This is a genomic window from Saccharomonospora cyanea NA-134 (assembly GCF_000244975.1).
In the GTDB taxonomy this organism is placed as follows: domain Bacteria; phylum Actinomycetota; class Actinomycetes; order Mycobacteriales; family Pseudonocardiaceae; genus Saccharomonospora; species Saccharomonospora cyanea.
Map to the genome: position 1 here is coordinate 3,444,349 of NZ_CM001440.1, position 22,765 is coordinate 3,467,113.

The following is a 22,765-nucleotide window of genomic DNA, read 5'->3' on the forward strand; positions in this document are numbered from 1 at the left end:
GGCGAGGCGGTCGCAGTCTGATTACGGGTTTCATCAGTTCGGGCCGGTAAAGTCTCACCCACACAGCCGATGCGCAGCCCCCATGGTCACCCGTTCAGCTCAGCGCAGCAGGATTCTCAGTGGAACGCGTGGCATCAAGTGTGCACGATCTTGTGTCCCCGGAACGGCACACGAATGGACAAAACCCTGTTACGAAACCCGGTCGCCCACGAAGACGGTGGCGAACCGGCCGCCCCTACCCTCGGAGGGCGTGAACGACACGGTCACCCGCATCCGCGCCTTCCTCGACACGTACCGACCCCCGACCCCGTGCCTCGTGGTGGACGTCGACACCGTGGTCGACCGCTACCGACGGCTCGCGACGGCGTTCCCGGGCTCCCGCGTGCAGTACGCGGTGAAGGCGAACCCCCACCCCGCCGTGCTCCGGGCGCTCGTGGCCGCGGGAGCCGCGTTCGACGTGGCCAGTCCGGGTGAGATCGACCTGTGTCTGGCAGCCGGGGCCGATCCGGCGTCACTGTCCTACGGCAACACTGTCAAGAAGCCCTCCGCCATCGCCCACGCCCACGCGGCGGGTGTCCGGGAGTACACCTTCGACGCCGAGAGCGACGTGGACAACCTCGCCCGGTACGCACCGGGATCCCAGGTGTCGGCGCGAGTGCTCGTCCAGGGCGGCCCCGACTCGGTCACCCCGTTCGGTCACAAGTTCGGCTGCCACGTCGACGAGGCCGTCCGGCTGCTGCTGCGCGCGGCGGGGAAAGGGCTCGACCCCGTCGGGGTCGGCTTCCACGTGGGGTCGCAACAGCTCGATCCCTCCGCCTGGGACGTGGCGGTCGCGTCCGCGGCGAAGGTGTTCGCGGCCACCGCCGAACACGGCGTGAACCTGCGGCGGCTCAACGTCGGCGGCGGATTCGGCATCTCCTACTCCGACCCCGCACCCGCCACGAGTGTGTACGCCGACGCCGTCACCGCCGCCGTGCGAGCCCACTTCGCGCAGCCACCCGAGCTGGTGTGCGAGCCGGGACGCGCCGTCGTCGCCGAAGCGGGCCTCGTCCGCAGCGAGGTGGTCGTCGTGTCTCGCAAGCTCCCCACGGACCCGCACCGCTGGGTGTATCTCGACGTCGGCCGCTACAACGGCCTGGCCGAGACCGAGAACGAGGCGATCGCCTACCGACTCGACGTCGTGGGACCGCACTCGCAGGAGGACGGCCCTGTGATCATCGCCGGGCCGACGTGCGATGGTGACGACGTGCTCTACCAGAGGACGCCGTACCGGCTGCCCCTGTCGTTACGGCCGGGCGACGTGATCGACATCCTCGCGGCCGGCGCGTACACGGCGAGCTATTCGTCGGTGGCGTTCAACGGAATCGAGCCCCTGCGTACGTACTGCATTTCCGAAGGGAGGCTGATCAGTGGCGAGTGAGCTCGTGCCGGTTGGCGTGTTCTCCGGCAAACACGTCCTCGCCGAGCTGGACGGGATCGACTCACGGTTGCTCGACGACGAGGAGTTCCTGCGTACCACCTTGGCGAGCACGCTGACCGACGCCGGCGCGACGGTGTGCGACGTCATCGCCCACCGTTTCGAACCCCAGGGCGTGACCGTGCTGGCGATGCTGGCGGAGTCGCACGCGTCCGTCCACACGTATCCGGAGATCGGGTCCATGTTCGTCGACGTCTTCACCTGCGGCGAACGCGCTGACCCGGAACTCGCCGTGCGCCTGCTGGCGGCTGCGCTCGGCACCGAACCCGAGTCCATGTCCACGATCAGCCGGGGCCGGCGGCCCGCGGAGGTGGGAAAGTAGATGAGCACGCGAATCGTCGAGCCGGTGGGTGAGGGGCTCACCCGTGTCTGGGACGTCCCCGAGGTGATCCTCGACACCCACACCGACTACCAGCACGTGGTGATCGGCCGTACGGCCCAGGGCGTGTCACTGTTCTGCGACGACGAGCGCCAGAGCACCGAGGCCAGCCAGCTCGTCTACCACGAGGCGCTGATGGTGCCGCCGATGCTGCTCGCCGACTCGGTGAGCCGGGTACTGATCATCGGCTCCAGCGAGGGGGTCGCGAGCCAGCTCGCCGTCGCGTACGGCGCGGAGGAGGTCGACCACGTCGACATCGACGCCGAGACCGTTCGGGCGTGTGCCCGGCACCTGCCCTACGGCTACACGCCCGAGGAGCTGGCCGAGGCCGAGCGCGGCGACGGCCCCGTGCGCGTCCACTACCGCGACGGTTGGGACTTCCTGTCCACCGCGACGACCGGCTACGACGTCGTGGTGATCGACCTGCCCGACGAGAACACCGACCCGGACGCGCAGCACAACCGGCTCTACGGCAAGGACTTCCTGCGCCGCTGCGCGGACGTGCTGGCCCCGGGTGGTGTGGTCTGCTGCCAGGCGGGGTGCCCCACGTTGTGGCGCAACGAGACTCTGCTCAGCGCGTGGGAACGGTTCACCGAAATGTTCGGCACGGTCGTCTACTTCGGCTCCGACGAGCACGAGTGGGCGTTTTTGTCAGGACGTCCGGACACCCGAAGCGCCCCGGTCGAGTCGATGACCGAGGCGCTCGCGAAGTCGGCCTACCGGCCGGAGTCCATCGACGCCGACACGCTGCGGGGCTGCACCGTACCGCCGCGTTCGGTACGGCTCAGAGAACAGGCTCTCAGAGCTTCCGGCCCTCGGTGACCCTGCGGGTCACGGCCCGCTCGGCGACGAAGGAGAAGAAGGGCACGCATCCGGCGAGCAGCACGCCGATCGTGCCCTTCACCGACCAGCGGGCCTTCAACGCCAGGTCCACCGACACCACGAGGTACACCATGTAGATCACGCCGTGGATGGGCGAGTACACGGCCGAGGGCGTCGGGTTGTCGAGTCCGTAACGGATCACCATGACCACGACCAACCCGAGCAGACCGAGGCCCGTGACGAAGGCCGCGACCCGGAATCGCTGCAACGGCTTACGCAGGTCGGCCTTCGCGCTCGTCTCGTCCCGCGCGGTCGTCACCATGTCAGTTCCTCTCCTGCTCACTGGCATTCAGTTGCGCCAGATAGGCGTTGTACTCCGCCAGTGCCGCGTCCTCGTCGTCCATCGGACCGCCCTGCGACGTCGGGGGTTTCGAAGGCGTGGGGGCGGCGGCTCGGCGGGAAGTCGGCGCCGACGCGGTCCGCGTCCGCTCCCGCGAGATGGCGGGGGTCTCGGTCGTGTCCTCGCCGCCGTTCGCCGCGGCCTGCCTGCGCAGCCTGGTCATTCGCCAGACCATGAAGGCGGGGAACAGCCCGAACAGTGGCCACTGGAGCACATAGCCGAGGTTCTGGAAGCTGCCGCCCGCGGAAGTGAACCGGTCCCACTGCCACCACGCCAAGCCGCAGCAGACGACGAGACTCAGCAGGCACGCGCAGGCGATGAGCAGCTTGCGCGAGACCGTGGAGCGACGATCGGACACGTATTCGACGCTAGCATTCCCGCGGACACGGGCGACGGCTTGCCCGGTTTCTCCTGCCTTGTCCGTCGGTGTCTCCCGTCACCGTTCGTCGGTGCCCCCCGATCCCGCGAACGCCGTTCGAGCGAGGTCGGCATAGTGCTCGGCAAGCGCGAACACCTTACGCCCGTAGTCCACGGAGTGGTTGTACGACAGCACGCCGTCCCACCAGCCTTCACCGGTGGCCAGATCGCGCCCGTGCGAGCACAGGTAGAACGCGGCGGACAGTGCGGCGTCGTCGATCTGCTGCGGGTCCGCCCTGCCGTCACCTGACGCGTCCACCCCGATCAGTGACCACGTGGTCGGGATGAACTGCATGGGCCCCACAGCCCGGTCGTGCTCGGAGTCACCGTCCAGTGTGCCGCCGTCGGTGTCGGCGATCGCCTTCACTCCGGGGGAGCCGTCGAGCGCGATCCCGATGATCGGCGGCGACGGCCGTCCGTCGTCGCCGAGCACCGCCCCGCCGTGGCGTCCGTGGTCGGACTCCACCCGGCCGATCCCCGCGAGCGTGGCCCACGACAGCCCGCACTCGGGCGCCTCGTCGCGGATGACCAGTTCGGCGTTGCCGTAGGCTCGCAGGGCGCGGGAAGGAACGCCGACGGCGGGGGCGAGGTGATCGGCCCACTCCTCGAGGGTCGTGACACCGGCCGTGCCGTCCTCGGCGCCAGGTCCCGTGCCACGCTCGTGAGCCGGGGCCTCGCTGCCCGGTTCGACGTCCGCGGGCTCGATGCCCAGCGCGGGAATGCCGGTGCTTGTCGGCCCCGCCGACGGCGACATGACCGTGGCCACCGCCCACACCCCGCCGGCGGCGAGGACAAACACCGCGGTGAGGACGAGCAGACGGGTGAGCACGGTTCGCCGGAGACCGGCGGGCGGCGACAGAGGCGCATCGGGCGTCCCAGGCAGGTCAGCCACCGACGCGCCCTTCCCCAAGCGGCGTGCGCCATACGCGCGTGGTGGAGATCAGGGGCACGAAACGGCACTGTATCCGGTTGCTGGCGGACAGACAACGACGTGCCGGACCAGGTCACGGCACGTCGTGGGACTCAGCCTGCGGCGGCGTCCCGGCGCTGCCGGGCGAGCCGGGCGACACACCACGCCGGCGCACTGCCTCGACGCAGGTGTTCGAGCACGGTCAGTGGTCCGAGCCTACGGGCCAGGTCGGCCGGCGTCAGTCCGGCGGCGCGGTAGTCGAGAGCACGCTGGTCGAGCGGGCTGACTCCCGCGTCCCACCAGGCCTGGGCCTCCTCGACGTCGCCCACCATCTGCCACCAGCCCGCCGCGGCGGCCAGCAGGTCGAGAGGCGCTTCCGGAAGCCGCTGTCGCATGGCCTCCACGAAGCCGGGGTCCGCGAGATCGACGGGAGCCCACCTGGCCGTGCCCATTCCTCTACGCTGACCCGGGATTCCGGGCGCGTGCGACTCGCTCCGGGGAATCTCCGCCAGCCAGGCCGACGCGATGCGATGGACCTCCCGGTCCTCCTCGCTCTGCTCCCGTTCCGCCGCCCACTGCCGAATCACCGCGTCAACTCCGGGATCTCGCATCCCTGCCTCCTTCGCAACGCACTGCCGTGGTTCCTCAAGGACTGGTCGAGCACCGTCCGCAGATTTCGAAGCGTGATTTTTCGGGTACCGCGGGTCACGCAATGTGAGCACCGTAGGAGAGCCCACCGACAATCCGGAAGAGGTCAGCCGTGGAGGATTTCGGTGACCTGTGACTTCAGCGCCGTAATCCACCCGTTTGCCGCAGCGAAACGGCCGCAACCGGATTCATGATCACACTCAGTGGCCACATGCTGCGCGCAGCACAGTATCCGGCACCGGGGTAACCGGGTGCCGGACACCGTGGCGAAATGGGGTCAGGTGAACAGACTCTGGAAGAAAGTGATGATGGCTTCGGCGCCGTCCTGCAACCAGGCCAGCGCCGAACGCACGGCGTCCGCCGACTCGGTGGGCCGCGAGATCAGCAGGAACAGTACGAGCGCGACGACACCAAAGATGAGAATCTTCTTCAGTCCCGGCGACATAATCCCACCCGTTCCGTCTCGTCACGGCTCACCGCGTTCTACGTGAACGCATCCTTCGGCACCGCGCCTCCGGCTTCTTCATCATGCCTGATCACGTGACCACGCGATGGCCAATCACGCGATGGAGGCATGGCCGGCGCTCTCACCGACCATTCGACTGTAGGAGATCATCGGGACCGACCCGGAGAGCAACACGCCGACGGCCGGGGAAGATTCAGGCGATCGCCCCGGCGACGCGCAGCGACCGGACGTCGTCGCTGTCGTAACCCAGTTCCTCCAACACGTCGAGGGTGTCCGAACCACGTGCGTGCGGCGGCTGCGGTGCCTGCGCCGGGGTCCGGTCGAACTTCGGCCCCGGGGCGGGCTGCGTCACCCCGTCGACGTCCACGAACGTTCCCCTCGCGGCGTTGTGCGGGTGATCGGGCGCCTCCCACGGGGAGAGCACGGGTGTCAGGCACGCGTCGGTGCCCTCGGCCCTCGCCACGAGTTCGTCGCGCGTGCGTTTGCCGATGGCGTCGGCCAGTACTTCCCGCAGCCTCGGCCACTGGCGGGAGTCCAGGTGGGACGGCACCGCCTCCGGGTCGAGTTCGAGCACGTCGACCAGTGCGGCGAAGAACTTCGTCTCGATGGCGCCCACCGCGACGTAACGCCCGTCGGCGGTCTCGTAGGTGTCGTAGAACGGCGCGCCGCCGTCGAGGACGTTCTCGCCGCGCTCCCCCTCCCACAGCCCGTTCGCCTTCAGACCGAACAGGTGCGTGGTGAGCAGCGCGGAACCGTCGACCATGGACGCGTCGACGACCTGCCCCCTGCCCGACGTCTGCCGCTCGAACAGCGCCGCCAGCACTCCCATCGCCAGGTACATACCACCGCCACCGAAGTCGGCGAGGAAGTTCACCGGCGGAACGGGCCGCTCACCACGCCTCCCGATCGGGTGCAGCGCCCCGGACAGGCCGATGTAGTTGATGTCGTGTCCAGCGGTGTGTGCCAGCGGGCCGTCCTGTCCCCACCCGGTGATCCGGCCGTAGACGACGCGGGGGTTACGCGCGTGGACGGCTTCGGGTCCGAGCCCCATCCGCTCGGCCACTCCGGGCCGGAAGCCCTCCACGAACACGTCGGCGCGCTCTGCGAGTTTCAGCACCACCTCCACGCCCTCGGGCGTCTTGGTGTTGAGGCCGATGGTCCTACGGCCCCGCAGCAGGGGGTCGCGCGGTATGGCGAGCACGTCCTCGCCCCCGCTGACCCGGTCGATCCGCACGACTTCGGCGCCCAGGTCGGCCAGCATCGTGCAGGCGAACGGGGCCGGCGCGAGCCCGGCCAGTTCGACGACCCTCAACCCGCTCAGCGGTCCGGGCTTCCTCGCGTTCAAAGGTTCCGCCTTCCTCTCGCTGTTCCTTCGTCACAACGTGCGGGAGATGATGTCCTTCATGATCTCGTTCGTGCCGCCGAAGATGCGGGAGACGCGGACGTCGGCCCACGCCCGGGCGATCGGATACTCGGTCATGTAGCCGTAGCCGCCGAAGAGCTGCACACAGTCGTCGACGACCTTGTTGACCCGCTCGGTGCTCCACAGTTTGACCATGGCCGCGCCCTGCACGTCGAGTTCGCCCCGCAGGTGCCGTTCGATGCACTGGTCGAGGAACGCGCGGGCGACGGCCGCCTCGGTGGCGGCCTCGGCGAGCGTGTACTTGGTGTTCTGGAAACCGAACAACGGGCGCCCGAAGGCGGTGCGCTCCTTGGTGTAGTCGATGGTCTGCTCGATGGCGCTCTCCATGCCCGCGACGGCGGTGATCGCGATGATGAGCCGCTCCTGCGGCAGTTGCTGCATGAGCTGGACGAAGCCCTGGCCCTCCTCGTCCCCGAGCAGGTTCTCCGCGGGCACGCGGACGTCGTCGAAGAACAACTCGGCGGTGTCCTGGCCGTGCATGCCCACCTTGTCGAGCACCCGGCCACGCCGGAAACCGGGAGTGGAGGTCTCCACCACGATCAGCGACACTCCCCTGGCCCCGGCGTCGGGGTCGGTCTTGACCGCGACCACGACGAGGTCGGCGAGCCCGCCGTTGGTGATGAACGTCTTCGCGCCGTTGACGACGTAGTGGTCGCCGTCTCGCACCGCCCTGGTGGAGATCGCCTGGAGATCCGATCCCGTGCCCGGTTCGGTCATCGCGATCGCACCGACGTACTCGCCACTGGCGAGCTTGGGCAGCCACTCGCGCTTCTTCTCCTCGGAGGCGTAGGCGAGCAGGTAGTGCGCCACGATGCCGTTGTGCACGGTGACCCCCCAGGCGCTGTCGCCGGAGCGTGCCTGCTCCTCGTACAACACGGCCTCGTGGGCGAACGTGCCGCCTCCGCCGCCGTAGGTCTCGGGCACGGACAGCGCGAGCAGCCCCACCTCGCCCGCCTTCGTCCACACTTCCCTGTCGATGTGCTTCTGCCGCGCCCACCGCGCCTGGTGCGGTGCGAGTTCGTTGCGGCAGAAGGTCCGTGCGAGGTCGCGGACGTCGTCCAGTTCCTCGGTCATCCACGACGACCTCGGGGTCTGCAGTGGCACTGGGACTCCTCCGATAGAAACATTCCAGCCGTAAGGTAAGTTCTGCACGGAATGTACGCCACTCCCTTCGTCCGGTAAAGGAGTCGCGCGACCATGCCGGAACGCAGTCATCGCACGCAGGCCGAACGCAGGGCGCACACCCGAGCCGCCCTGCTCGACGCCACGATCTCGTGCCTGGTGGAGCTCGGGTACGCACGCACGTCGATGCAGGAGATCTGCGCGCGGGCCGGAGTGTCGAAGGGCGCGGTCCAGCACCACTTCGCCGACAAGGCCGAGTTGATGGCCGCAGCCGTCGAACACCTCACGACCCGACTGTCCGAACGCAACCTCCCCGACGAGAACGAACTGCCCGCGGGACCGGAGCGCGTGTCCGCGATGATCGAGCTGCTGTGGCGGTCGTACTCGGGCACGCTCGCGACCGCGGCCATGGAACTGTGGATCGCCGCACGCACCGACCCGCCCCTGGCAGCGGCGATGAGGCCCGTCGACAAGGCACTCGGCCGGTCCACTCTGGACCGGATCACGGAGCTGGTCACCGACGTGCCAAGGGAACGCCTCGAGATGGTCTTCTGGCTCACGGTCAACCTCACGCGCGGTCTCGCGCTCGACGCCGAACTCGGCGGCGATCCACAGCGCCGCGAGCAGTTGCTGCGCGAGTGGAAACGCGTGGCGACCGCGATCTGCTCCGAAGCCTGAGGGCAACCCACCTCGCGACGGACGCGGTGCACTTTCCGCCATACCGCCGGTATGCTCTTCGGGAGCAGAGTCTACTCTCCAGTAACAATGCGGTTGGCGGAGGTGTCATGACCGGCACGCTTGCGGCGGTGGGACAGGACCACGGACCGGGCACGATCGGAGGTGTCGTCGGAGCTCCCCCCGCGACGAGAGCGGAGTTCCTCGTCGAGCGGGCGGTGACCGGCCCGGGCCTGGAATCGGTGACGATGACCGCACCGTTCACCGGGTTGCGCACCGCCGTCCTGCCCCAGGCGTCCGACAGGCTCACCCGCGCCGCCTTCGCCCGTGCGCGCGAAGCGCAGCCGTCGTGGGCCGCCACGAGCGTCGCGCAGCGGCAGCGGATCCTGCTGCGGCTGCACGAGCTCGTCCTCGCCCGGCAACGGGAAGGGCTCGACCTGGTGCAGGTCGAGTCCGGCAAGGCGCGCCTCGACGCCTTCGACGAGATCAGCGCGACCGCGCTCGTGGCCGACTACTACGGCAGGCACAGCGCACGCCTGCTCGCGCCACGGCGCGCCCCCGGAGCACTTCCCGTGCTCACCCGGGCCACGCACACCCGGCATCCCCGTGGCGTGGTCGGGATCATCTCCCCCTGGAACTACCCCCTGGCGCTGACCGCGATGGACGTACTGCCCGCACTCGCCGCGGGCAACACCGTGGTGCAGAAGCCCGACAACCAGACGGCGTTGTCGGCGCTGTGGCTGCACGAACTCGCCGAGGAGGCCGGGCTCCCCGCAGACGCCTGGCAGATCGTGCTCGGCAGGGGCTCGGTGATCGGCGACGCCATCGTCGAGGAGTCGGACTACGTGTGCTTCACCGGGTCGACGCCCACAGGCAGGCGGCTGGCGTCCGCCATCGCAGGGCGGCTGACCGGGTACTCGCTCGAACTCGGCGGCAAGAACCCGATGATCGTGCTGCCGGATGCGGACGTGGCGAAGGCCGCGGCCGGTGCGGTGACGGCGTGCTTCTCGTCGGCGGGTCAGCTGTGCGTGTCGGTGGAGCGCATCTACGTCCACGACAGCATCCGCGAGCGCTTCCTCGCCGAGTTCACGCGGCGGACCCGTGCGCTGCGGCTGGGCGCCTCCCTCGACTACCGCGCAGGCATGGGGTCGTTGACGACCGAGGACCAGCTGCGCGCGGTGTCCGAGCACGTCGCCGACGCGCGGGCGCACGGCGCCACCGTGGTGACCGGTGGCAGTGCCCGACCTGACGTCGGCCCGCTGTTCTACGAGCCGACGATCCTCACCGACGTCACACCGGAGGCCGCCGTGTTCGCAGACGAGACGTTCGGCCCGGTGGTCTCCGTCTACGGCTACACCGACGTCGACGAGGCGATCGAGAAGGCCAACGAGACCGTCTTCGGGCTCAACGCCAGCGTGTGGTCACGCGACACCCGCCGCGCCCACGAGGTCGCGACCCGGCTGAAGGCGGGCACCGTCAACGTCAACGAGGGCTACGCGGCCACCTTCGGCACCGTGGGCGTGCCCATGGGCGGCATGAAGGACTCCGGCGTCGGCAGGCGCAACGGGGCCGAGGGGCTGTTGAAGTACACCGAGTCGCAGTCCGTCGCCGTCCAGAGAGGACTACGACTGCGACCGTCCCGGGGTGTTCCACCCGCACTGTGGACGGCGGCGTTGACGGCGGGTCTGCGCGTGCTGCGGAGGCTGCCGGGCCGGTAGCGCCTACGGCGTCTCAGCCTCCGGGGTGAGCAGACCACGGTCGTAGGCGATGGCCACCGCCTCCGCGCGCCTGCTCGCCCCGAGCTTCGCCATGACCCGGGACAGGTGGACACTCACCGTCTTCTCGCTGATGTAGAGCTGCTCGCCGACCTGGCGGTTGGTGAGCCCGGCGGCAACGCGTTCCAGCACCGCGCGCTCCCTGGCGGTGAGCGGGTCGACACCGTCGCGCCGGGGCCGTGTTCCGGGGAGGTCGATGCGAGCGCGGCGAGCGAGGTCCTCGACGGCCTCCCGCAGCGGGCGCGCGCCCAACCGCCGTGCCAGCCGGTGGGTCTCGGTCAGCGCCGCGGCGGCCCGGTCGGGCTCGCCCGCCTGTAACAGGGCCTCCGCGAGGTGGCGACGGCACAACGCTTGCTCGTAGACCGCGCCGAAACCGAACTCGGTCACCGCCTCCTCCCACAACGCCGGGTCGGCGGGTCCCTCCAGACCGCTCGCCGCCGCTCGTGCCCTCGCGAACCAGGCTCTGGCCTCGGGGCCGAGTGTCCCGTCGCGAGGCACGCCCTCGTCGAGCGTGCGCCGTACCCGCTCCATGAGCGCGGTGCCCGCCTCGACGGCCTCCTTCACGCCGTCCACATGCCCCCGCCGCCGCGCTTCGGCCGCCCAGGCGGCACTCGCCTCGATGCCGAGGGCTCCGATGCGGATGCCGACGAGTCCGTCGGGAAAGAGCCGTTGCGCACGTTCCATACCTTCGGCGACGACATCGACGGCCTTACGGTATTCACCTCGCCAGTAGGCCAGTTCCGCACCCCCCGCGGCCGCCGCGCCCACCACCCACAGATCCACTCCGCGCCGGTCACCATCCTGCGGGCTCAGCAGTTCCAGGACCCGGTCCGCGTCGTCGAACCGGCCACGGGCCACCAGGAGGTGCAGCCACGTCGACTGCAGGATGGCCGTCACGAGGTCGGAGACCCCGGGCTCTGGCCGGTCCCGCTCGGTGTCGTCCGGCCAGTCCCCCGTGGTGTATCGCAACACGAGCAGCCGGGTCCGCGCCGAAATCCCCAGCGGTGACCAGGTGAGCCCGGACTCCGCGGCCCGCTCCGCCGTGTGGCGGTACCCGCGCAGAGCCTCGTCCAGCTCGGCGCGGTCGTCGTGACTGAGAGCGCGGTAGTAGCCCGCGCGGAGTTCGACGTCGAGTGCGCCCACCTCCAGCGCCTCGCGTTCCGCCTGGCGGAGGAGTGCCCGTGCGGTGTCGACGTCCCCCCTGATGTCGGCGAGCACTCCCTGGATGGTGAGGGCCGCCGCGTGAGGGGCGCCGGCACCCGCGGCCTTCGCCGCGTCGGCCGCCATCCGAGCGCTGCGCTCGGCGTCGTCGAGACGGCCGACCCCGCGCAACACCTGAGCGCGGGTGGCGAGCACCCACGCCTGCTCGGTACACGGCTCGCCGTCGGCGACCAGGTCCCACGCCCTGTCTATGGCCTCGACGGCCTCGTCGTACGTACCTTCCAGCGTCATGAGCGCCTCGGCGAGCCTGCGCCAGATCGCCGCCTGCCGCACCACCGGGCTGCCGTCCACCAGACGAACCGCCTCCCTGGCGAACGCGATCGCGCGCTCGGGCTCTCCCGACCTGGCGGCGAGCTCCGACGCCGACAGCAGCAGCGTCGTCTCGTGGCACTCGGGTGGCCTTCGCTCGGCGGGCACCGCGTCCCAGATCTCCAGCGCCTGCTCCACGTGCCGCAACGCGGACCCGGGAGCTCCGAGCTGTTCGGCCTCGTCCGCCGCGCGCACGAGCGCGGCCAGTGCCGTGGGCAGGTCCCGGCTGCGCAGACTGTGGTAGGCCAGGCGGGCGTCACTGCCACGTGACGGCGGCAGCGCGCGGATGCGAGCGGCGTAGGCGGCGTGCATGCGGGAACGTTCGCCCGGCAACAGGTCGTGGTAGACGGCCTCCCGCAGGAGTGCGTGCCGGAACCGGTAACACCCCTGCTCGATGACGAGGACGTGGTGGTGGACCGCCTCCCGCAGCGTCTCCTCCACGTCGAGTTCCCCCACCCCGGCGACCTCGGCGACCGCCGTGTCGGCCACGTCCACGCTCGCCACCGACACCGCGCGCAGCACCCGCCGGGTCTCCGGTGACAGTCGTTCCAGGCGAGTCAGCAGCACGTCGGCCAGCCCGTCCGGAACGTCGTCCGCCGACACACCTGCGGCCACCAACTCCTCCGCGAAGAAGGGGTTGCCCTCACAGCGGCGCACGAGCCGGTCGAGAGTGTCGGGCGAAAGGGGACGTTCCGCCAGCGACGTCAGGAAGGCCCTGGTCTCGTCGTCCGACAGCGGAGGCACGTCCACGCGCTCGACGGCCGCCGACCGCACCAGTTCCGCCAGCAGCGGTCGCAGCGGGTGTCGCCGGTGCACCTCCTCGGCCCGGTAACTGGCGACCACCAGCAACCGCCGCCCTCCCAGCCGTCCCACGAGGAACGACAACAGGTCGCGTGTCGCGCCGTCGGCCCAGTGGAGATCCTCCACGACCAGCACCACAGGGCGGCGGCGGGCGAGTTCGCTCAACACTCCCAGCACGGCGTCGAACAATCGGAGCTGACCGAGGTCGTGCTCGGTCCTGACCCTGTGGACATCCTGTTCGGACGCCGCCGGCCGGGCCGAAACCTCCTGCCTGCCCGCTCCGGCCGACACCTGGGACACCAGTGTGGACAGTGCGGGCCAGGCGGCCACGGCGTCCGCCACGTCGGGGTCGCCGGACGCGGCGAGTGTCCCCAGCGCCTCCGTGAACGGCAGGTACGGCAGCCCGCCCTCGTACAGGTCGAGACACCGGCCGGTCAGGACGAGATGTCCGCGCCCGGCGGCGTCGGCCGTGAGCTCCGCCAGCAGGCGCGTCTTGCCCACCCCCGCGTCGCCCGCGAGGAGCACGCCACGCCCCCGCGTCCGTTCGATGTCGGCGAGGGCCGCGCGCAACCGGCGCAACTGCTCCACGCGGCCGACCAGCGGCAGTGTCAGACCCAGTCGAGGCACGAGTGCCATTGTCGCCCAACCGTGTGATCAGGAGGCCATCAGCAGGTCTTCGCCCGCTTCCGTGGGCTTCTCGCCGTGCTCACCCTCTCCCCGCGACCGCGCGTCGCCCGGCTGTACCCGCTCGGGTCCCGCTTCGTCCGACCCGCCACCGTGCCGAGGCTTTCCCGGCCTCGCGGCGTACCGGCGCAGCGTCTCCTCCCGGTAGCCGATCTCGGCCCACGTCGAACCGATCGTCCAACTCGATCCCAGCATCGTGGTCACACCCCTCGCGTCGTGTCCGTGTCGTGTCCTTGCCCCACGAACACTGCTGCGAAGGCCCGGTGCCGGACATCGGTCGTTCACGTCGCTCAGAACGCACTCGACCCCTTACCACGCCGTCCTGAGGTGGGTAAGGGGTCGAACGAACGGCCTTTAGCTCAGATCGAGCTCACCGGCTCGGGCAGCGGCCAGGAAAGCGTCCCATTCCGGACCGGACAGCGTCAGCGCGCCGCCGGCGGGATTCTTCGAGTCGCGCACGGCGGCGCCGTCGCCCGTGAAGGCGACCTCGACGCAGTCGTTGCCGCCGCCGCTGTAGCTGCTCTTGCGCCATTCGAGCCTGGCCAGGTCGGTGTCGGCCACCATCCTTGCTCCTTCGTCAGCTCCGGTTGGAGTTCGTTGTCACTTTGCGAACCGCCGCGCCGCGTCGGCGATGGCCTCGACCGAATCGTCCGGCTTGAGCGCGGCGGCCCGCAAATGATCGAACATCAGCGTGTACCTGCGCACGTCGGCTTCCATTTCTAGATAGAAGCCCCCACTGGTGGTGTCCACATAAACCACGTCAGGGTCCGCGAACTCGGGAAACCCCAGGATCAGAAAGGGTCCCTCCATGCCCGGATGGGCCCCGGTCCCGAAAGGAACCACCTGGATTGTCACATGGGGAAGCCGCGCAATCTCACACAATTGAGTGAATTGTTCGGCCATCACGTCACGACCGCCCACCGCCCGATGGAGTACCGCCTCGTCGATGACCGCCCAGTACTCGGGAGGGTTCGGGTCGCGCAGCAGACGCTGCCGCGTCATCCTGGCCGCGACCCGGCGTTCGATCTCGGAGTCCTCCGCGTCGGGCCGCATCGCGCGGATGACCGCGTGCGCGTACCGCTCGGTCTGCAACAGACCGGGCACCAGCAACGCCTGGAACGCCTTGAGGGAACTGGCGTCGGCCTCGAGCCCCACGAACGCGCCGGTGAAGACCTCGTTGTACGCGTGCCACCAGCCGCGTTTACGCGCCTCGCGCGCGAGCTGGACCAGCGCCTCCTGATCGTCCCCGCGAACGCCGTACAACTCGAGCATGTCGCGGACGTCGCGCGGCGTGACCCCGACGTGCCCGGTCTCGATCCGGCTGATCTTGGAAGCCGAGCACTCCAGCTTCTCCCCCACCTCGTCGATGGTGAGCGCGGCTCTCTCCCGGAGCCGCCGCAACTCCCCGGCCAGTCTCCGCCGCCGTACGGTCGGGCCGTGCCCTCGGGTCATGACTGCACCTCCGGTTGGTCGCTCCGCGCACATCTAACCAGCAAGCGCGACGCACGAGACCGACGACAGCGGACGGTGAGGCTGGAATCCCCGATCGATGGACTGCAAATTGCACGAGGGGGTTGTATGCTCGCTCGTGCTCCACGGACGACGAACGACGGTTCCGTAAAAACGCGAATAATCGGGAGAGCAGAGTGGTAGCCGGGCGCGATCTCATCGTCACTCCGTTACAGGAGAGCGTGCATCGTAAACTGGACGAAATCACGCACTCGGTACACACGACCTCGCCCGGAATCCGGGACGAACTCGACACTCTCAGCGTCGCACTGCTGGCGGGCGCGCTCCGCACCGTACTGGCCGAGCACCAACCCGACGCGAGTGGACACTGCACTCTGTGCCACGGCAGGCGCAGACCCTTCGCACGCAAACGCGGTCCGCTGCCGTGCCGGGCCTACCTCGCCGCGCAGGTCGCTCTCGTACCGGACGAGCCGGTGACGCCGAGAAGGCCCAAAAACTCCTCGCGTCACCGGCTCCGGGAACGCACGGCGTTCTTCTTGTCCTGACCTGCCCGGTGAGAGCTCCTGCCACCTCGGCGTTCGATCAGGGGGGCGTCGCGAGCCGAACAGGTCGATGTGTCAGGAGCTCCAAGGCTCACAGCACGCGGATCAGACCTTCCTGCACGACGGTCGCGATGTGGGTGCCGTCCCGGGCGAAGAGCTGTCCCGTCGCCAGCGCGCGAGCGTTCGACGCCGTCGGGGACGCACTGTCGTACAGGAACCACTCGTCCGCACGGAACGGCCGGTGGAACCACAGCGCGTGATCGAGACTCGCGCCGAGCACGCGGTCGAAGTCCCAGTACACCCCGTGCCGCGCGAGCGTGGAGTCCAGCAACGTCATGTCGGACGCATACGTGAGCACGCACACGTGCAGCAACCGGTCGTCGGGCAGGGTGCCGTCGGCCTTCATCCACACCTGGTTGCGGGCTGGCCGCTCACCCGTCTCCCGCGTCACCCACGGCGGCTCGTTGACGTAACGGATGTCCATCGGCCGCGGCTGTGTACGCAGTCCCAGCGTGTCCTCGTATCCGGCGGCGCGCTCCGCCAACGTCGGCAGCGACTCGGGGTCGGGCACGTCGGGCATCGGCTCCGCGTGCTCCACGCCGGGCTCGGGCGCCTGGAAGGAGGCGGACAACGAGAAGATCGCCTTGCCGTGCTGGATCGCCACCACACGCCGCGTGGTGAACGACCGGCCGTCCCGGATGCGATCCACCTCGTAGATGATCGGCACCTTCGGGTCGCCGGGCCGGATGAAGTACGCGTGCAACGAGTGCACACCGCGTTCACTCGACACCGTGCGCCCCGCCGCCACCAGGGCCTGCCCCGCGACCTGACCACCGAACACCCTGGTGGGCGAGTGTGGCGGGCTCACCCCCCGGTAGATGTTCTCCTCGATCCGTTCGAGGTCCAACAGGCCGATGAGTCTGTCGAGCACGTGCTGCCCGCCCAGCCCACCGTCGGCGTCCAACCCGGACGCGGCCTGCCTTGCCAGCTCAGTCATAGCAGCGATTCAACACCGTACGAGAGGCCGTGCCACCCCCTCGGCCCGTCAGGAGAGATCGTCCTCACCCAGCCGGTGCACGCGGATGAGGTTGGTGGAGCCGACGGTGCCCGGGGGCGAACCCGCGACGATCACCACGACGTCACCGCGCTGGTAGCGGCCGGTCTCCAGCATGGCGTGGTCCACCTGCTCGATCATGCGGTCGGTGGAGTCGACCTGCGCGACCAGGCGCGCCGTGGTGCCCCACGTCATGGCGAGCTGCCTGCGCACGCTCTCCAGCGGCGTGAAGGCCAGCAGCGGCAGCCGCGTGTGCAGGCGCGCGAGCCTGCGCACGGTGTCGCCGGACTGCGTGAACGCGACCAGTGCCTTGGCGTTGAGCCGCTCCCCGATGTCCTTCGCGGCGTAGGAGATGACACCCCGCTTGGTGCGCGGCACGTGACTGAGCGGCGGCACGGACGGCATGTCCGCCTCCACGGCCTGCACGATGCGGCTCATGGTCTCCACGGTCTCGATCGGGTACCGGCCGACGCTGGTCTCCCCGGAGAGCATGACGGCGTCGGTGCCGTCGAGCACCGCGTTGGCCACATCGGAGGCCTCCGCCCTCGTCGGCCGCGAGTTGCCGATCATCGAGTCCAGCATCTGGGTGGCGACGATGACCGGCTTCGCGTTCTCGCGGGCGATCTGGATGGCGCGCTTCTGCACCAGCGGCACCTGCTCCAGCGGCAGTTCGACACCGAGGTCTCCGCGCGCCACCATCAGGCCGTCGAAGGCGAGCACGATGGCCTCGAGGTTGTAGACCGCCTCGGGCTTCTCCAGCTTGGCGATCACCGGGACCCGGCCCTTGCCGACCCGGTCCATCACCTGGTGCACGAGGTCGATGTCGGCGGGCGAGCGGACGAACGACAGGGCCACGAAGTCGACACCGAGTTCCATGGCGAACTCGAGGTCCTCGATGTCCTTCTCGGAGAGCGCGGGCACCGAGACGTCCATACCGGGCAGGGACACGCCCTTGTTGTTGCTCACCGGGCCACCCTCGGTGACCTCGCAGACCACGTCGGGGCCTTCGACCCGCTGCACGACGAGGCCGACCTTGCCGTCGTCGACGAGCAGGCGGTCACCCTCCTTGGCGTCCTTGGCCAGCCCCTTGTAGGTGGTGGAGACACGGTCGTGGGTGCCTGCGACATCCTCCACGGTGATGCGCACGACGTCACCGGTCCGCCACTCCACGGGACCACCGGCGAAGGTACCCAGCCGGATCTTCGGCCCCTGGAGGTCGGCGAGGATGCCCACCGCGCGCCCCGACTCCGCGGAGGCGGCTCTGATCAAGTCGTAGACCTGCTTGTGATCGCCGTGGCTGCCGTGGCTGAAGTTCATCCTCGCCACGTCCATACCGGCGTCGACGAGCGCCCGGACCTTGTCCGCCGTCGCCGTAGCCGGGCCGAGGGTGCATACGATTTTCGCTCGTCTACTCACACTCGAACAGCGTAGCCGCTACGGCCGGGTACGTCTGTACCGATCCCGAAAACATTCGGTGTCGCGGCGGGCGAGCGCCGCGACACCTCCGCAACCTGATCAGTAGGCCAGGCCGAACACCCAGGCCCCCAGCGTGTACGCGGCGAGGGTGATGATGACGAGTGCGATGGCGTTGAGCCAGGCACCGCCCTTCACCATCTGTCCGATGGTGACCTGGCCGGTGCCGAACACGATGGCGTTCGGCGGCGTCGCCACGGGCAGCATGAACGCGCAGGTCGCGGCCAGCGCGGCGGGAACGGCCAGCACCATCGGCCCGTGTCCGAGCCCCACCGCGACACCGCCCAGGATCGGCAGGAACGCCGCCGCCGTCGCGGTGTTGCTGGTGAGTTCGGTGAGCAACAGCACGAGCAGCGCGACCACGGCGACCAGCACGATCAACGGCAGGGCGTCGAGCGCACCGACCCGCTGACCGATCCACTCGGACAGCCCCGTGTCGGTGAAGTGCTTCGACAGGCTCAGCCCGCCGCCGAACAACAGCAGGATGCCCCACGGCAGCTCCTTCGCCGTGTCCCAGTCGAGAGTGCGGACGCCCTGCCGCCGGTCGACCGGCAGCGCGAACAGCAGCACGGCGGCGGCGATGGCGATGCCGGCGTCCGAGATGTTGCCGAGCCACGGCACCGCGTTCGCCACCGCCTCGATGTCGGCGAGCGTGGGAATGACGATCCACGACAGCGCGGCCAGCACGAAAACGGCCAGTGCGTTCCACTCGCCCCGACCCATCGGTCCCAGGTCGTCCAGTTGCTGCCGGATGAGCTCGCGACCCCCGGGAAGCGAGGTCAGCCTGGGCCGGAACACCCGGGTCAGCACGAACCACGCCACCGCGAGGAACACCACCGCGATGGGCAGGCCGAAGAGCATCCACTTGCCGAACGAGATGGTGATGTCGAAGTTCTCCTCCAGGTACCCCACGAGCAGCGTGTTCGGCGGGGTCCCGATGATCGTGGCCAGAGAACCGATGGACGCCGCGTAGGCGATGCCGAGCATCAGCGCCGTGGCGAAGTTCGGATCACCCTTACCGTCACCGAGCTGCGAGACGAGACCGAGCACCGACAACCCGATGGGCATCATCATCACGGCGGTGGCGGTGTTGCTCACCCACATGCTGATGAACCCGGTGGCGATCATGAACCCGGCCACCAGCAGCACCGGTTTCGTCCCCACGGCGAGCACCGTCCGCAGCGCGATGCGCTTGTGGAGGTTCCAGCGCTGCATGGCCAGCGCGATCATGAAGCCGCCCATGAAGAGGAAGATGATGTCGTCCGCGTACGGCGCGGCGGCGTCACCGATGTCGCTGACGCCGAAGAACGGGAACAACACCATCGGCAGCAGCGCGGTGGCGGCCAGCGGCAAGGCCTCCGTGACCCACCAGACCGCCATGAGGACCGCGACGGCGGCCGTGGTCTTGCCCGGGCCGGACAGGCTGTCGGGCAGAAGCAGGAAGACGGCGACCGCGAGCACCGGGCCCAGTGCCATTCCGATCCAGTGTCTGCGCGGCGCCGCCGCGCCGGGCGACGAGCTCACGGGCTCGCTCCTCACGGACTGTGCCATGACTCACCTCCATCGCTGAGTGTCCGGAATGTACCGCGATCACGCGGCGCTTTCACCCGGACGTGCGACGCCGAGATGTGCTTGTTGTGATTCTGCGTGAGCGAAGCGTCCCGGAAACAGCACGAGGCCGCCGAACGGGTCGGCGGCCTCGTGCGGAGATGCGTTCTTGTCCGCGGGATCAGCCGAAGAAGACCTCGGCCTCCTCGTAGCGCTCCGGCGGAACGGTCTTCAGTTCCTCGGTGGCCTCGGCGAGCTTGACCCGGGCGATGTCGGTGCCCCGCAGCGCCACCATCACCCCGAAGTCACCCTCGGCCACGGCGTCCACGGCGTGCAGACCGAACCGGGTGGCGAGCACGCGGTCGTACGCCGTCGGCGTGCCGCCACGCTGCGTGTGACCGAGCACCACCGCACGCGACTCCTTGCCGGTGCGCTCGGCGATCTCGTCGGCGAGCCACGTGCCCACACCACCGAGCCGCACGTGCCCGAAGGCGTCCTTCTCCCCGCTCTGGAGCACCGCGGCCCCACCCTCGGGCAGCGCGCCCTCGGCCACGACGATGATCGGCGCGTACTCCCGTTCGAACCGCCGCTGCACCCATTCGACGACCTTCTCCACCGAGAACGGCCGCTCGGGGACCAGGATCACGCTCGCCCCGCCCGCGAGGCCCGAGTGCAGCGCGATCCAGCCCGCGTGCCTACCCATCACCTCGACGACGAGCGCCCTGTGGTGGGACTCGGCGGTGGTGTGGAGCCGGTCGATGGCTTCGGTGGCGATGTGGACGGCGGTGTCGAAACCGAACGTGTAGTCGGTGGCTCCGAGGTCGTTGTCGATGGTCTTCGGCACGCCCACGACCTTCACGCCGTCGTCGTGCAGCCGGTTGGCCACGCCGAGGGTGTCCTCACCACCGATGGCCACCAGCGCGTCGATACCCTTCTCCGCGAGCACCCGTTTGATGGCGTCGGCCCCGCCGTCCTCCTTGTACGGGTTCGTGCGCGAGGAGCCGAGGATCGTGCCGCCACGGGTGAGAATGCCCTCGACGTCGTCCCGGGACAACCAGTCGCCCTTGCCCGTGAGCGGGCCACGCCAGCCGTCCCGGAAACCGAAGATCTCCCAGCCGTGGGACTCGATGCCCTTGAGGACGACCGCGCGGATCACCGCGTTCAGACCAGGGCAGTCGCCGCCGCCGGTCAGCACACCGACTCGCATATCTGCGCCTTTCAGTTGTTTGCGTCACACCTTCGCCGCCAGAGTAGCCCGCGCCACTCTTGATCGGTGCAGCGACTGCTAGAGTCGCAGCCGTGCAGCGCTTCTATTTCTGGTTTAGCGGGCCGGCCCGGGGTGGGTCGGTCGGCGAGACCGTGCGCTGACCGTCAACCACTCCCGAGCCGGACGACAAGCCGGCTCGGCGATGGCGTGGCACCACGGCGAGGCGGCTTGCGGAAAGGAAGCCTCCGATGCCCGACGACGCCCCCTCCGCCACCTCCGTCACCACGGACACAGACCCGCTGACCACGCTGGACAACCGGCGTACGACCCGCGTCAGTCCCCTGCTCTCGCCCGCGCTCCTGCGAGCCGAGTACCCGATCACCCCTGGCGTCGCGAAGACCGTCACCCTCGGCAGGCGCGACACCGTGGACATCCTCGACGGGCGCGACGACCGCCTGCTCGTGGTGGTCGGCCCGTGCTCGGTGCACGACCCCGAGGCCGCCCTCCACTACGCCCGGCTGCTGTCCGCGCACGCCGAGACCGTCCGCGACGAGGTGTGCGTCGTCATGCGGGTCTACTTCGAAAAGCCCCGCACCACGCTGGGCTGGAAGGGACTCATCAACGATCCGGACCTCGACGGCACCTACGCCGTGAACAAGGGACTGAGGCTGGCCCGGCGGCTCCTGCTGGACATCTCGGCACTCGGTCTGCCGGTCGGGAGCGAGTTCCTCGACCCGATCACCCCGCAGTACATCGCCGACACCGTGACGTGGGGGTCGATCGGTGCCCGTACGGCGGCGAGCCAGGTGCACCGCCAACTGTGCAGCGCGCTGTCCATGCCGGTGGGCATCAAGAACTCCACCGAGGGCGACGTGCAGGTGGCGGTGGACGCGGTGCGCGCCGCGGCGGCCAGTCACGTGTTCCCCGGAATCAACGCCGACGGTCTGGCGGCGTTGGTGACCACCTCGGGCAACCCGGACTGCCACGTGATCCTCCGCGGTGGGTCGGCGGGCCCCAACTACGACGCCGAGACGGTGGCCGACACGCTCGCCCGGCTCCGCGGAGCCGGCCTGCCGGAACGGGTGATCGTGGACGCCAGCCACGGCAACAGCCGCAAGGACCACGTGCGCCAGGCCGCGGTCGTCCGGGAACTCGCCGGGCGTATCGCCGCCGGAGAGCCCGGCATCGCGGGGCTCATGATGGAAAGCTTCCTCGAAGCGGGACGGCAGGAACTCACGCTCGGCAGGCGGGAAGAGCTGGACTACGGCCGTAGTATCACCGACGCCTGTCTTGACTGGACCACCACGGCGGGGCTGCTCGACGAACTCGCCGCCGCGGTGCGGGAGCGCAGGCGGCGCCGAGGGAACCGCTGACGCGACCGAGGTCAGGGCACCGGGAAACCTCGCCGCCGGGCGAGGTCTGCCCGGGCCTGCTCGATGATCCGCCAGCGTTCGAGGTTGTGCCGGGCGTCGGCGAGCGCGTCGTGGGCGTCGTCGGGCGGTGACGGCAGTTTCGGCCGCCCGACGTCCTCCCACCGTTGGCGCAGGTCACGGGTGAACCGCGGCAGTTGGCGGGGCAGCGAGGGCATCGGCCCCCACAACTGCGCGAGCGCCACGTGGTCGTAGGCCGCGTACCAGGCCCACAACTCGATGCCGCCACGCGGGCGGCCGAAGAAGTCGAGGAGATCGGCGCGGATCCGCTCCCGGCTGCGCCACGCCGAATCACCGGGCGAGGGCAGCTTCGTGAGTACGTGCTCCCGCACCCAGGGACCCGCCTTCGCGGGATCGAACTCGGTGGACACCGCGTAGAACTCGCGTCCCGACTCGTCCACGACACCTATCGAGACGAGCTCGATGGTCACGCCGTCCTCGATGAATTCGGTGTCGTAGAAGAATCGCACGCCGGGCACGGTACTCGACCGCCGCGCGCCACCCACGCCCGG

23 protein-coding genes are annotated in these 22,765 nt (G+C 69.6%); 7 read left to right on the forward strand and 16 right to left on the reverse strand.

Annotation, left to right across the window (positions count from 1 at the left end):
* The first annotated feature begins 250 nt into the window (after positions 1–250).
* Genes SACCYDRAFT_RS16095 through SACCYDRAFT_RS16105 form a run of 3 tightly spaced genes read left to right on the forward strand, consistent with a single transcriptional unit; the run spans position 251 to position 2,678 of the window.
* On the forward strand, positions 251–1,420 hold the full coding sequence (locus SACCYDRAFT_RS16095) for a type III PLP-dependent enzyme (RefSeq protein ID WP_043536559.1): 1,170 nt from the start codon (positions 251–253) through the stop codon (positions 1,418–1,420).
* Complete coding sequence (gene speD, locus SACCYDRAFT_RS16100) at positions 1,410–1,799, forward strand: adenosylmethionine decarboxylase (RefSeq protein WP_005457688.1); 390 nt, start codon at positions 1,410–1,412, stop codon at positions 1,797–1,799. Before SACCYDRAFT_RS16095 ends, speD begins: the two co-directional genes overlap by 11 nt.
* Entirely contained in the window at positions 1,800–2,678 is an 879-nt protein-coding gene (locus SACCYDRAFT_RS16105) for a spermidine synthase (RefSeq protein WP_005457689.1), read from the forward strand. It abuts the gene before it with no gap.
* Here the strand turns inward: SACCYDRAFT_RS16105 and SACCYDRAFT_RS16110 are convergent.
* From SACCYDRAFT_RS16110 to SACCYDRAFT_RS16135, 7 genes are all read right to left on the reverse strand, one after another.
* On the reverse strand, positions 2,656–3,000 hold the full coding sequence (locus tag SACCYDRAFT_RS16110; protein WP_005457691.1) for a DUF3817 domain-containing protein: 345 nt from the start codon (positions 2,998–3,000) through the stop codon (positions 2,656–2,658). The genes SACCYDRAFT_RS16105 and SACCYDRAFT_RS16110 overlap by 23 nt on opposite strands.
* 1 nt (position 3,001) lies before the next feature.
* Positions 3,002–3,436: a hypothetical protein gene (locus SACCYDRAFT_RS16115; protein ID WP_005457693.1), complete on the reverse strand. Its 435-nt coding sequence runs from the start codon at positions 3,434–3,436 to the stop codon at positions 3,002–3,004.
* 78 nt (positions 3,437–3,514) lie between these two features.
* A complete protein-coding gene (locus tag SACCYDRAFT_RS16120) occupies positions 3,515–4,324 on the reverse strand; it encodes a lytic transglycosylase domain-containing protein (protein ID WP_005457695.1) in 810 nt (269 codons plus the stop codon).
* Between the two features lie 194 nt (positions 4,325–4,518).
* Positions 4,519–5,016: a hypothetical protein gene (locus SACCYDRAFT_RS16125; RefSeq protein WP_005457704.1), complete on the reverse strand. Its 498-nt coding sequence runs from the start codon at positions 5,014–5,016 to the stop codon at positions 4,519–4,521.
* 314 nt (positions 5,017–5,330) lie between these two features.
* On the reverse strand, positions 5,331–5,498 hold the full coding sequence (locus SACCYDRAFT_RS26650) for a hypothetical protein (RefSeq protein ID WP_005457706.1): 168 nt from the start codon (positions 5,496–5,498) through the stop codon (positions 5,331–5,333).
* A 214-nt stretch (positions 5,499–5,712) separates the two neighbouring features.
* Entirely contained in the window at positions 5,713–6,864 is a 1,152-nt protein-coding gene (locus tag SACCYDRAFT_RS16130) for a CaiB/BaiF CoA transferase family protein (protein ID WP_005457707.1), read from the reverse strand.
* A gap of 30 nt (positions 6,865–6,894) precedes the next feature.
* Entirely contained in the window at positions 6,895–8,046 is a 1,152-nt protein-coding gene (locus tag SACCYDRAFT_RS16135) for an acyl-CoA dehydrogenase family protein (RefSeq protein WP_043536562.1), read from the reverse strand.
* Positions 8,047–8,139: 93 nt separating this feature from the next.
* Here SACCYDRAFT_RS16135 and SACCYDRAFT_RS16140 point away from each other — a divergent pair, with 93 nt between their 5' ends.
* The gene (locus tag SACCYDRAFT_RS16140; protein WP_005457709.1) at positions 8,140–8,742 is read left to right on the forward strand and encodes a TetR/AcrR family transcriptional regulator; all 603 of its coding nucleotides are present in this window, start codon (positions 8,140–8,142) and stop codon (positions 8,740–8,742) included.
* A 107-nt stretch (positions 8,743–8,849) separates the two neighbouring features.
* Positions 8,850–10,457 (forward strand): succinic semialdehyde dehydrogenase, encoded by a 1,608-nt coding sequence (locus tag SACCYDRAFT_RS16145; RefSeq protein ID WP_005457710.1) that lies wholly within the window; start codon positions 8,850–8,852, stop codon positions 10,455–10,457.
* Between the two features lie 3 nt (positions 10,458–10,460).
* On the opposite strand, the gene SACCYDRAFT_RS16150 is transcribed toward SACCYDRAFT_RS16145, so the two are convergent.
* From SACCYDRAFT_RS16150 to SACCYDRAFT_RS16165, 4 genes are all read right to left on the reverse strand, one after another.
* Positions 10,461–13,481: a helix-turn-helix transcriptional regulator gene (locus tag SACCYDRAFT_RS16150; protein WP_005457711.1), complete on the reverse strand. Its 3,021-nt coding sequence runs from the start codon at positions 13,479–13,481 to the stop codon at positions 10,461–10,463.
* An 18-nt stretch (positions 13,482–13,499) separates the two neighbouring features.
* Positions 13,500–13,724, reverse strand: coding sequence for a hypothetical protein (locus SACCYDRAFT_RS16155; protein WP_005457712.1), 225 nt, complete (start codon positions 13,722–13,724; stop codon positions 13,500–13,502).
* 159 nt (positions 13,725–13,883) lie between these two features.
* Positions 13,884–14,093, reverse strand: coding sequence for a DUF397 domain-containing protein (locus SACCYDRAFT_RS16160; RefSeq protein ID WP_005457726.1), 210 nt, complete (start codon positions 14,091–14,093; stop codon positions 13,884–13,886).
* 36 nt (positions 14,094–14,129) lie between these two features.
* On the reverse strand, positions 14,130–14,981 hold the full coding sequence (locus tag SACCYDRAFT_RS16165) for a helix-turn-helix domain-containing protein (protein WP_005457728.1): 852 nt from the start codon (positions 14,979–14,981) through the stop codon (positions 14,130–14,132).
* A 239-nt stretch (positions 14,982–15,220) separates the two neighbouring features.
* On the opposite strand from SACCYDRAFT_RS16165, the gene SACCYDRAFT_RS16170 reads away from it, so the two are divergent.
* Positions 15,221–15,544: a hypothetical protein gene (locus tag SACCYDRAFT_RS16170; RefSeq protein ID WP_232283691.1), complete on the forward strand. Its 324-nt coding sequence runs from the start codon at positions 15,221–15,223 to the stop codon at positions 15,542–15,544.
* Between the two features lie 88 nt (positions 15,545–15,632).
* Here SACCYDRAFT_RS16170 and tesB read toward each other — a convergent pair whose 3' ends face one another.
* The 4 genes from tesB to SACCYDRAFT_RS16190 all read right to left on the reverse strand — a co-directional run bounded on the left by tesB (position 15,633) and on the right by SACCYDRAFT_RS16190 (position 20,823).
* Entirely contained in the window at positions 15,633–16,538 is a 906-nt protein-coding gene (gene tesB, locus SACCYDRAFT_RS16175) for an acyl-CoA thioesterase II (RefSeq protein ID WP_005457732.1), read from the reverse strand.
* Between the two features lie 48 nt (positions 16,539–16,586).
* Positions 16,587–18,011, reverse strand: coding sequence for a pyruvate kinase (gene pyk / locus SACCYDRAFT_RS16180; protein WP_005457734.1), 1,425 nt, complete (start codon positions 18,009–18,011; stop codon positions 16,587–16,589).
* Between the two features lie 99 nt (positions 18,012–18,110).
* A complete protein-coding gene (locus SACCYDRAFT_RS16185; protein WP_005457736.1) occupies positions 18,111–19,619 on the reverse strand; it encodes an SLC13 family permease in 1,509 nt (502 codons plus the stop codon).
* A 178-nt stretch (positions 19,620–19,797) separates the two neighbouring features.
* Complete coding sequence (locus SACCYDRAFT_RS16190; protein WP_005457738.1) at positions 19,798–20,823, reverse strand: 6-phosphofructokinase; 1,026 nt, start codon at positions 20,821–20,823, stop codon at positions 19,798–19,800.
* A gap of 248 nt (positions 20,824–21,071) precedes the next feature.
* Between SACCYDRAFT_RS16190 and SACCYDRAFT_RS16195 the strand changes: the two genes are divergently transcribed.
* Entirely contained in the window at positions 21,072–22,196 is a 1,125-nt protein-coding gene (locus tag SACCYDRAFT_RS16195; RefSeq protein WP_005457740.1) for a 3-deoxy-7-phosphoheptulonate synthase, read from the forward strand.
* Positions 22,197–22,207: 11 nt separating this feature from the next.
* On the opposite strand, the gene SACCYDRAFT_RS16200 is transcribed toward SACCYDRAFT_RS16195, so the two are convergent.
* Complete coding sequence (locus SACCYDRAFT_RS16200; RefSeq protein ID WP_157606521.1) at positions 22,208–22,723, reverse strand: polyadenylate-specific 3'-exoribonuclease AS; 516 nt, start codon at positions 22,721–22,723, stop codon at positions 22,208–22,210.
* Between the last annotated feature and the right edge of the window lie 42 nt (positions 22,724–22,765).

Bases quoted from the DNA above. Each gene is read 5' to 3' on its own strand.
- SACCYDRAFT_RS16105 (WP_005457689.1), top strand. From the start codon at position 1,800: ATGAGCACGCGAATCGTCGAGCCGGTGGGTGAGGGGCTCACCCGTGTC.
- SACCYDRAFT_RS16110 (WP_005457691.1), bottom strand. From the start codon at position 3,000: ATGGTGACGACCGCGCGGGACGAGACGAGCGCGAAGGCCGACCTGCGT.
- SACCYDRAFT_RS16125 (WP_005457704.1), bottom strand. From the start codon at position 5,016: ATGCGAGATCCCGGAGTTGACGCGGTGATTCGGCAGTGGGCGGCGGAA.
- SACCYDRAFT_RS26650 (WP_005457706.1), bottom strand. From the start codon at position 5,498: ATGTCGCCGGGACTGAAGAAGATTCTCATCTTTGGTGTCGTCGCGCTC.
- SACCYDRAFT_RS16140 (WP_005457709.1), top strand. From the start codon at position 8,140: ATGCCGGAACGCAGTCATCGCACGCAGGCCGAACGCAGGGCGCACACC.
- SACCYDRAFT_RS16145 (WP_005457710.1), top strand. From the start codon at position 8,850: ATGACCGGCACGCTTGCGGCGGTGGGACAGGACCACGGACCGGGCACG.
- SACCYDRAFT_RS16150 (WP_005457711.1), bottom strand. From the start codon at position 13,481: ATGGCACTCGTGCCTCGACTGGGTCTGACACTGCCGCTGGTCGGCCGC.
- SACCYDRAFT_RS16155 (WP_005457712.1), bottom strand. From the start codon at position 13,724: ATGCTGGGATCGAGTTGGACGATCGGTTCGACGTGGGCCGAGATCGGC.
- SACCYDRAFT_RS16160 (WP_005457726.1), bottom strand. From the start codon at position 14,093: ATGGTGGCCGACACCGACCTGGCCAGGCTCGAATGGCGCAAGAGCAGC.
- SACCYDRAFT_RS16165 (WP_005457728.1), bottom strand. From the start codon at position 14,981: ATGACCCGAGGGCACGGCCCGACCGTACGGCGGCGGAGACTGGCCGGG.
- tesB (WP_005457732.1), bottom strand. From the start codon at position 16,538: ATGACTGAGCTGGCAAGGCAGGCCGCGTCCGGGTTGGACGCCGACGGT.
- SACCYDRAFT_RS16185 (WP_005457736.1), bottom strand. From the start codon at position 19,619: ATGGCACAGTCCGTGAGGAGCGAGCCCGTGAGCTCGTCGCCCGGCGCG.
- SACCYDRAFT_RS16190 (WP_005457738.1), bottom strand. From the start codon at position 20,823: ATGCGAGTCGGTGTGCTGACCGGCGGCGGCGACTGCCCTGGTCTGAAC.
- SACCYDRAFT_RS16195 (WP_005457740.1), top strand. From the start codon at position 21,072: ATGCCCGACGACGCCCCCTCCGCCACCTCCGTCACCACGGACACAGAC.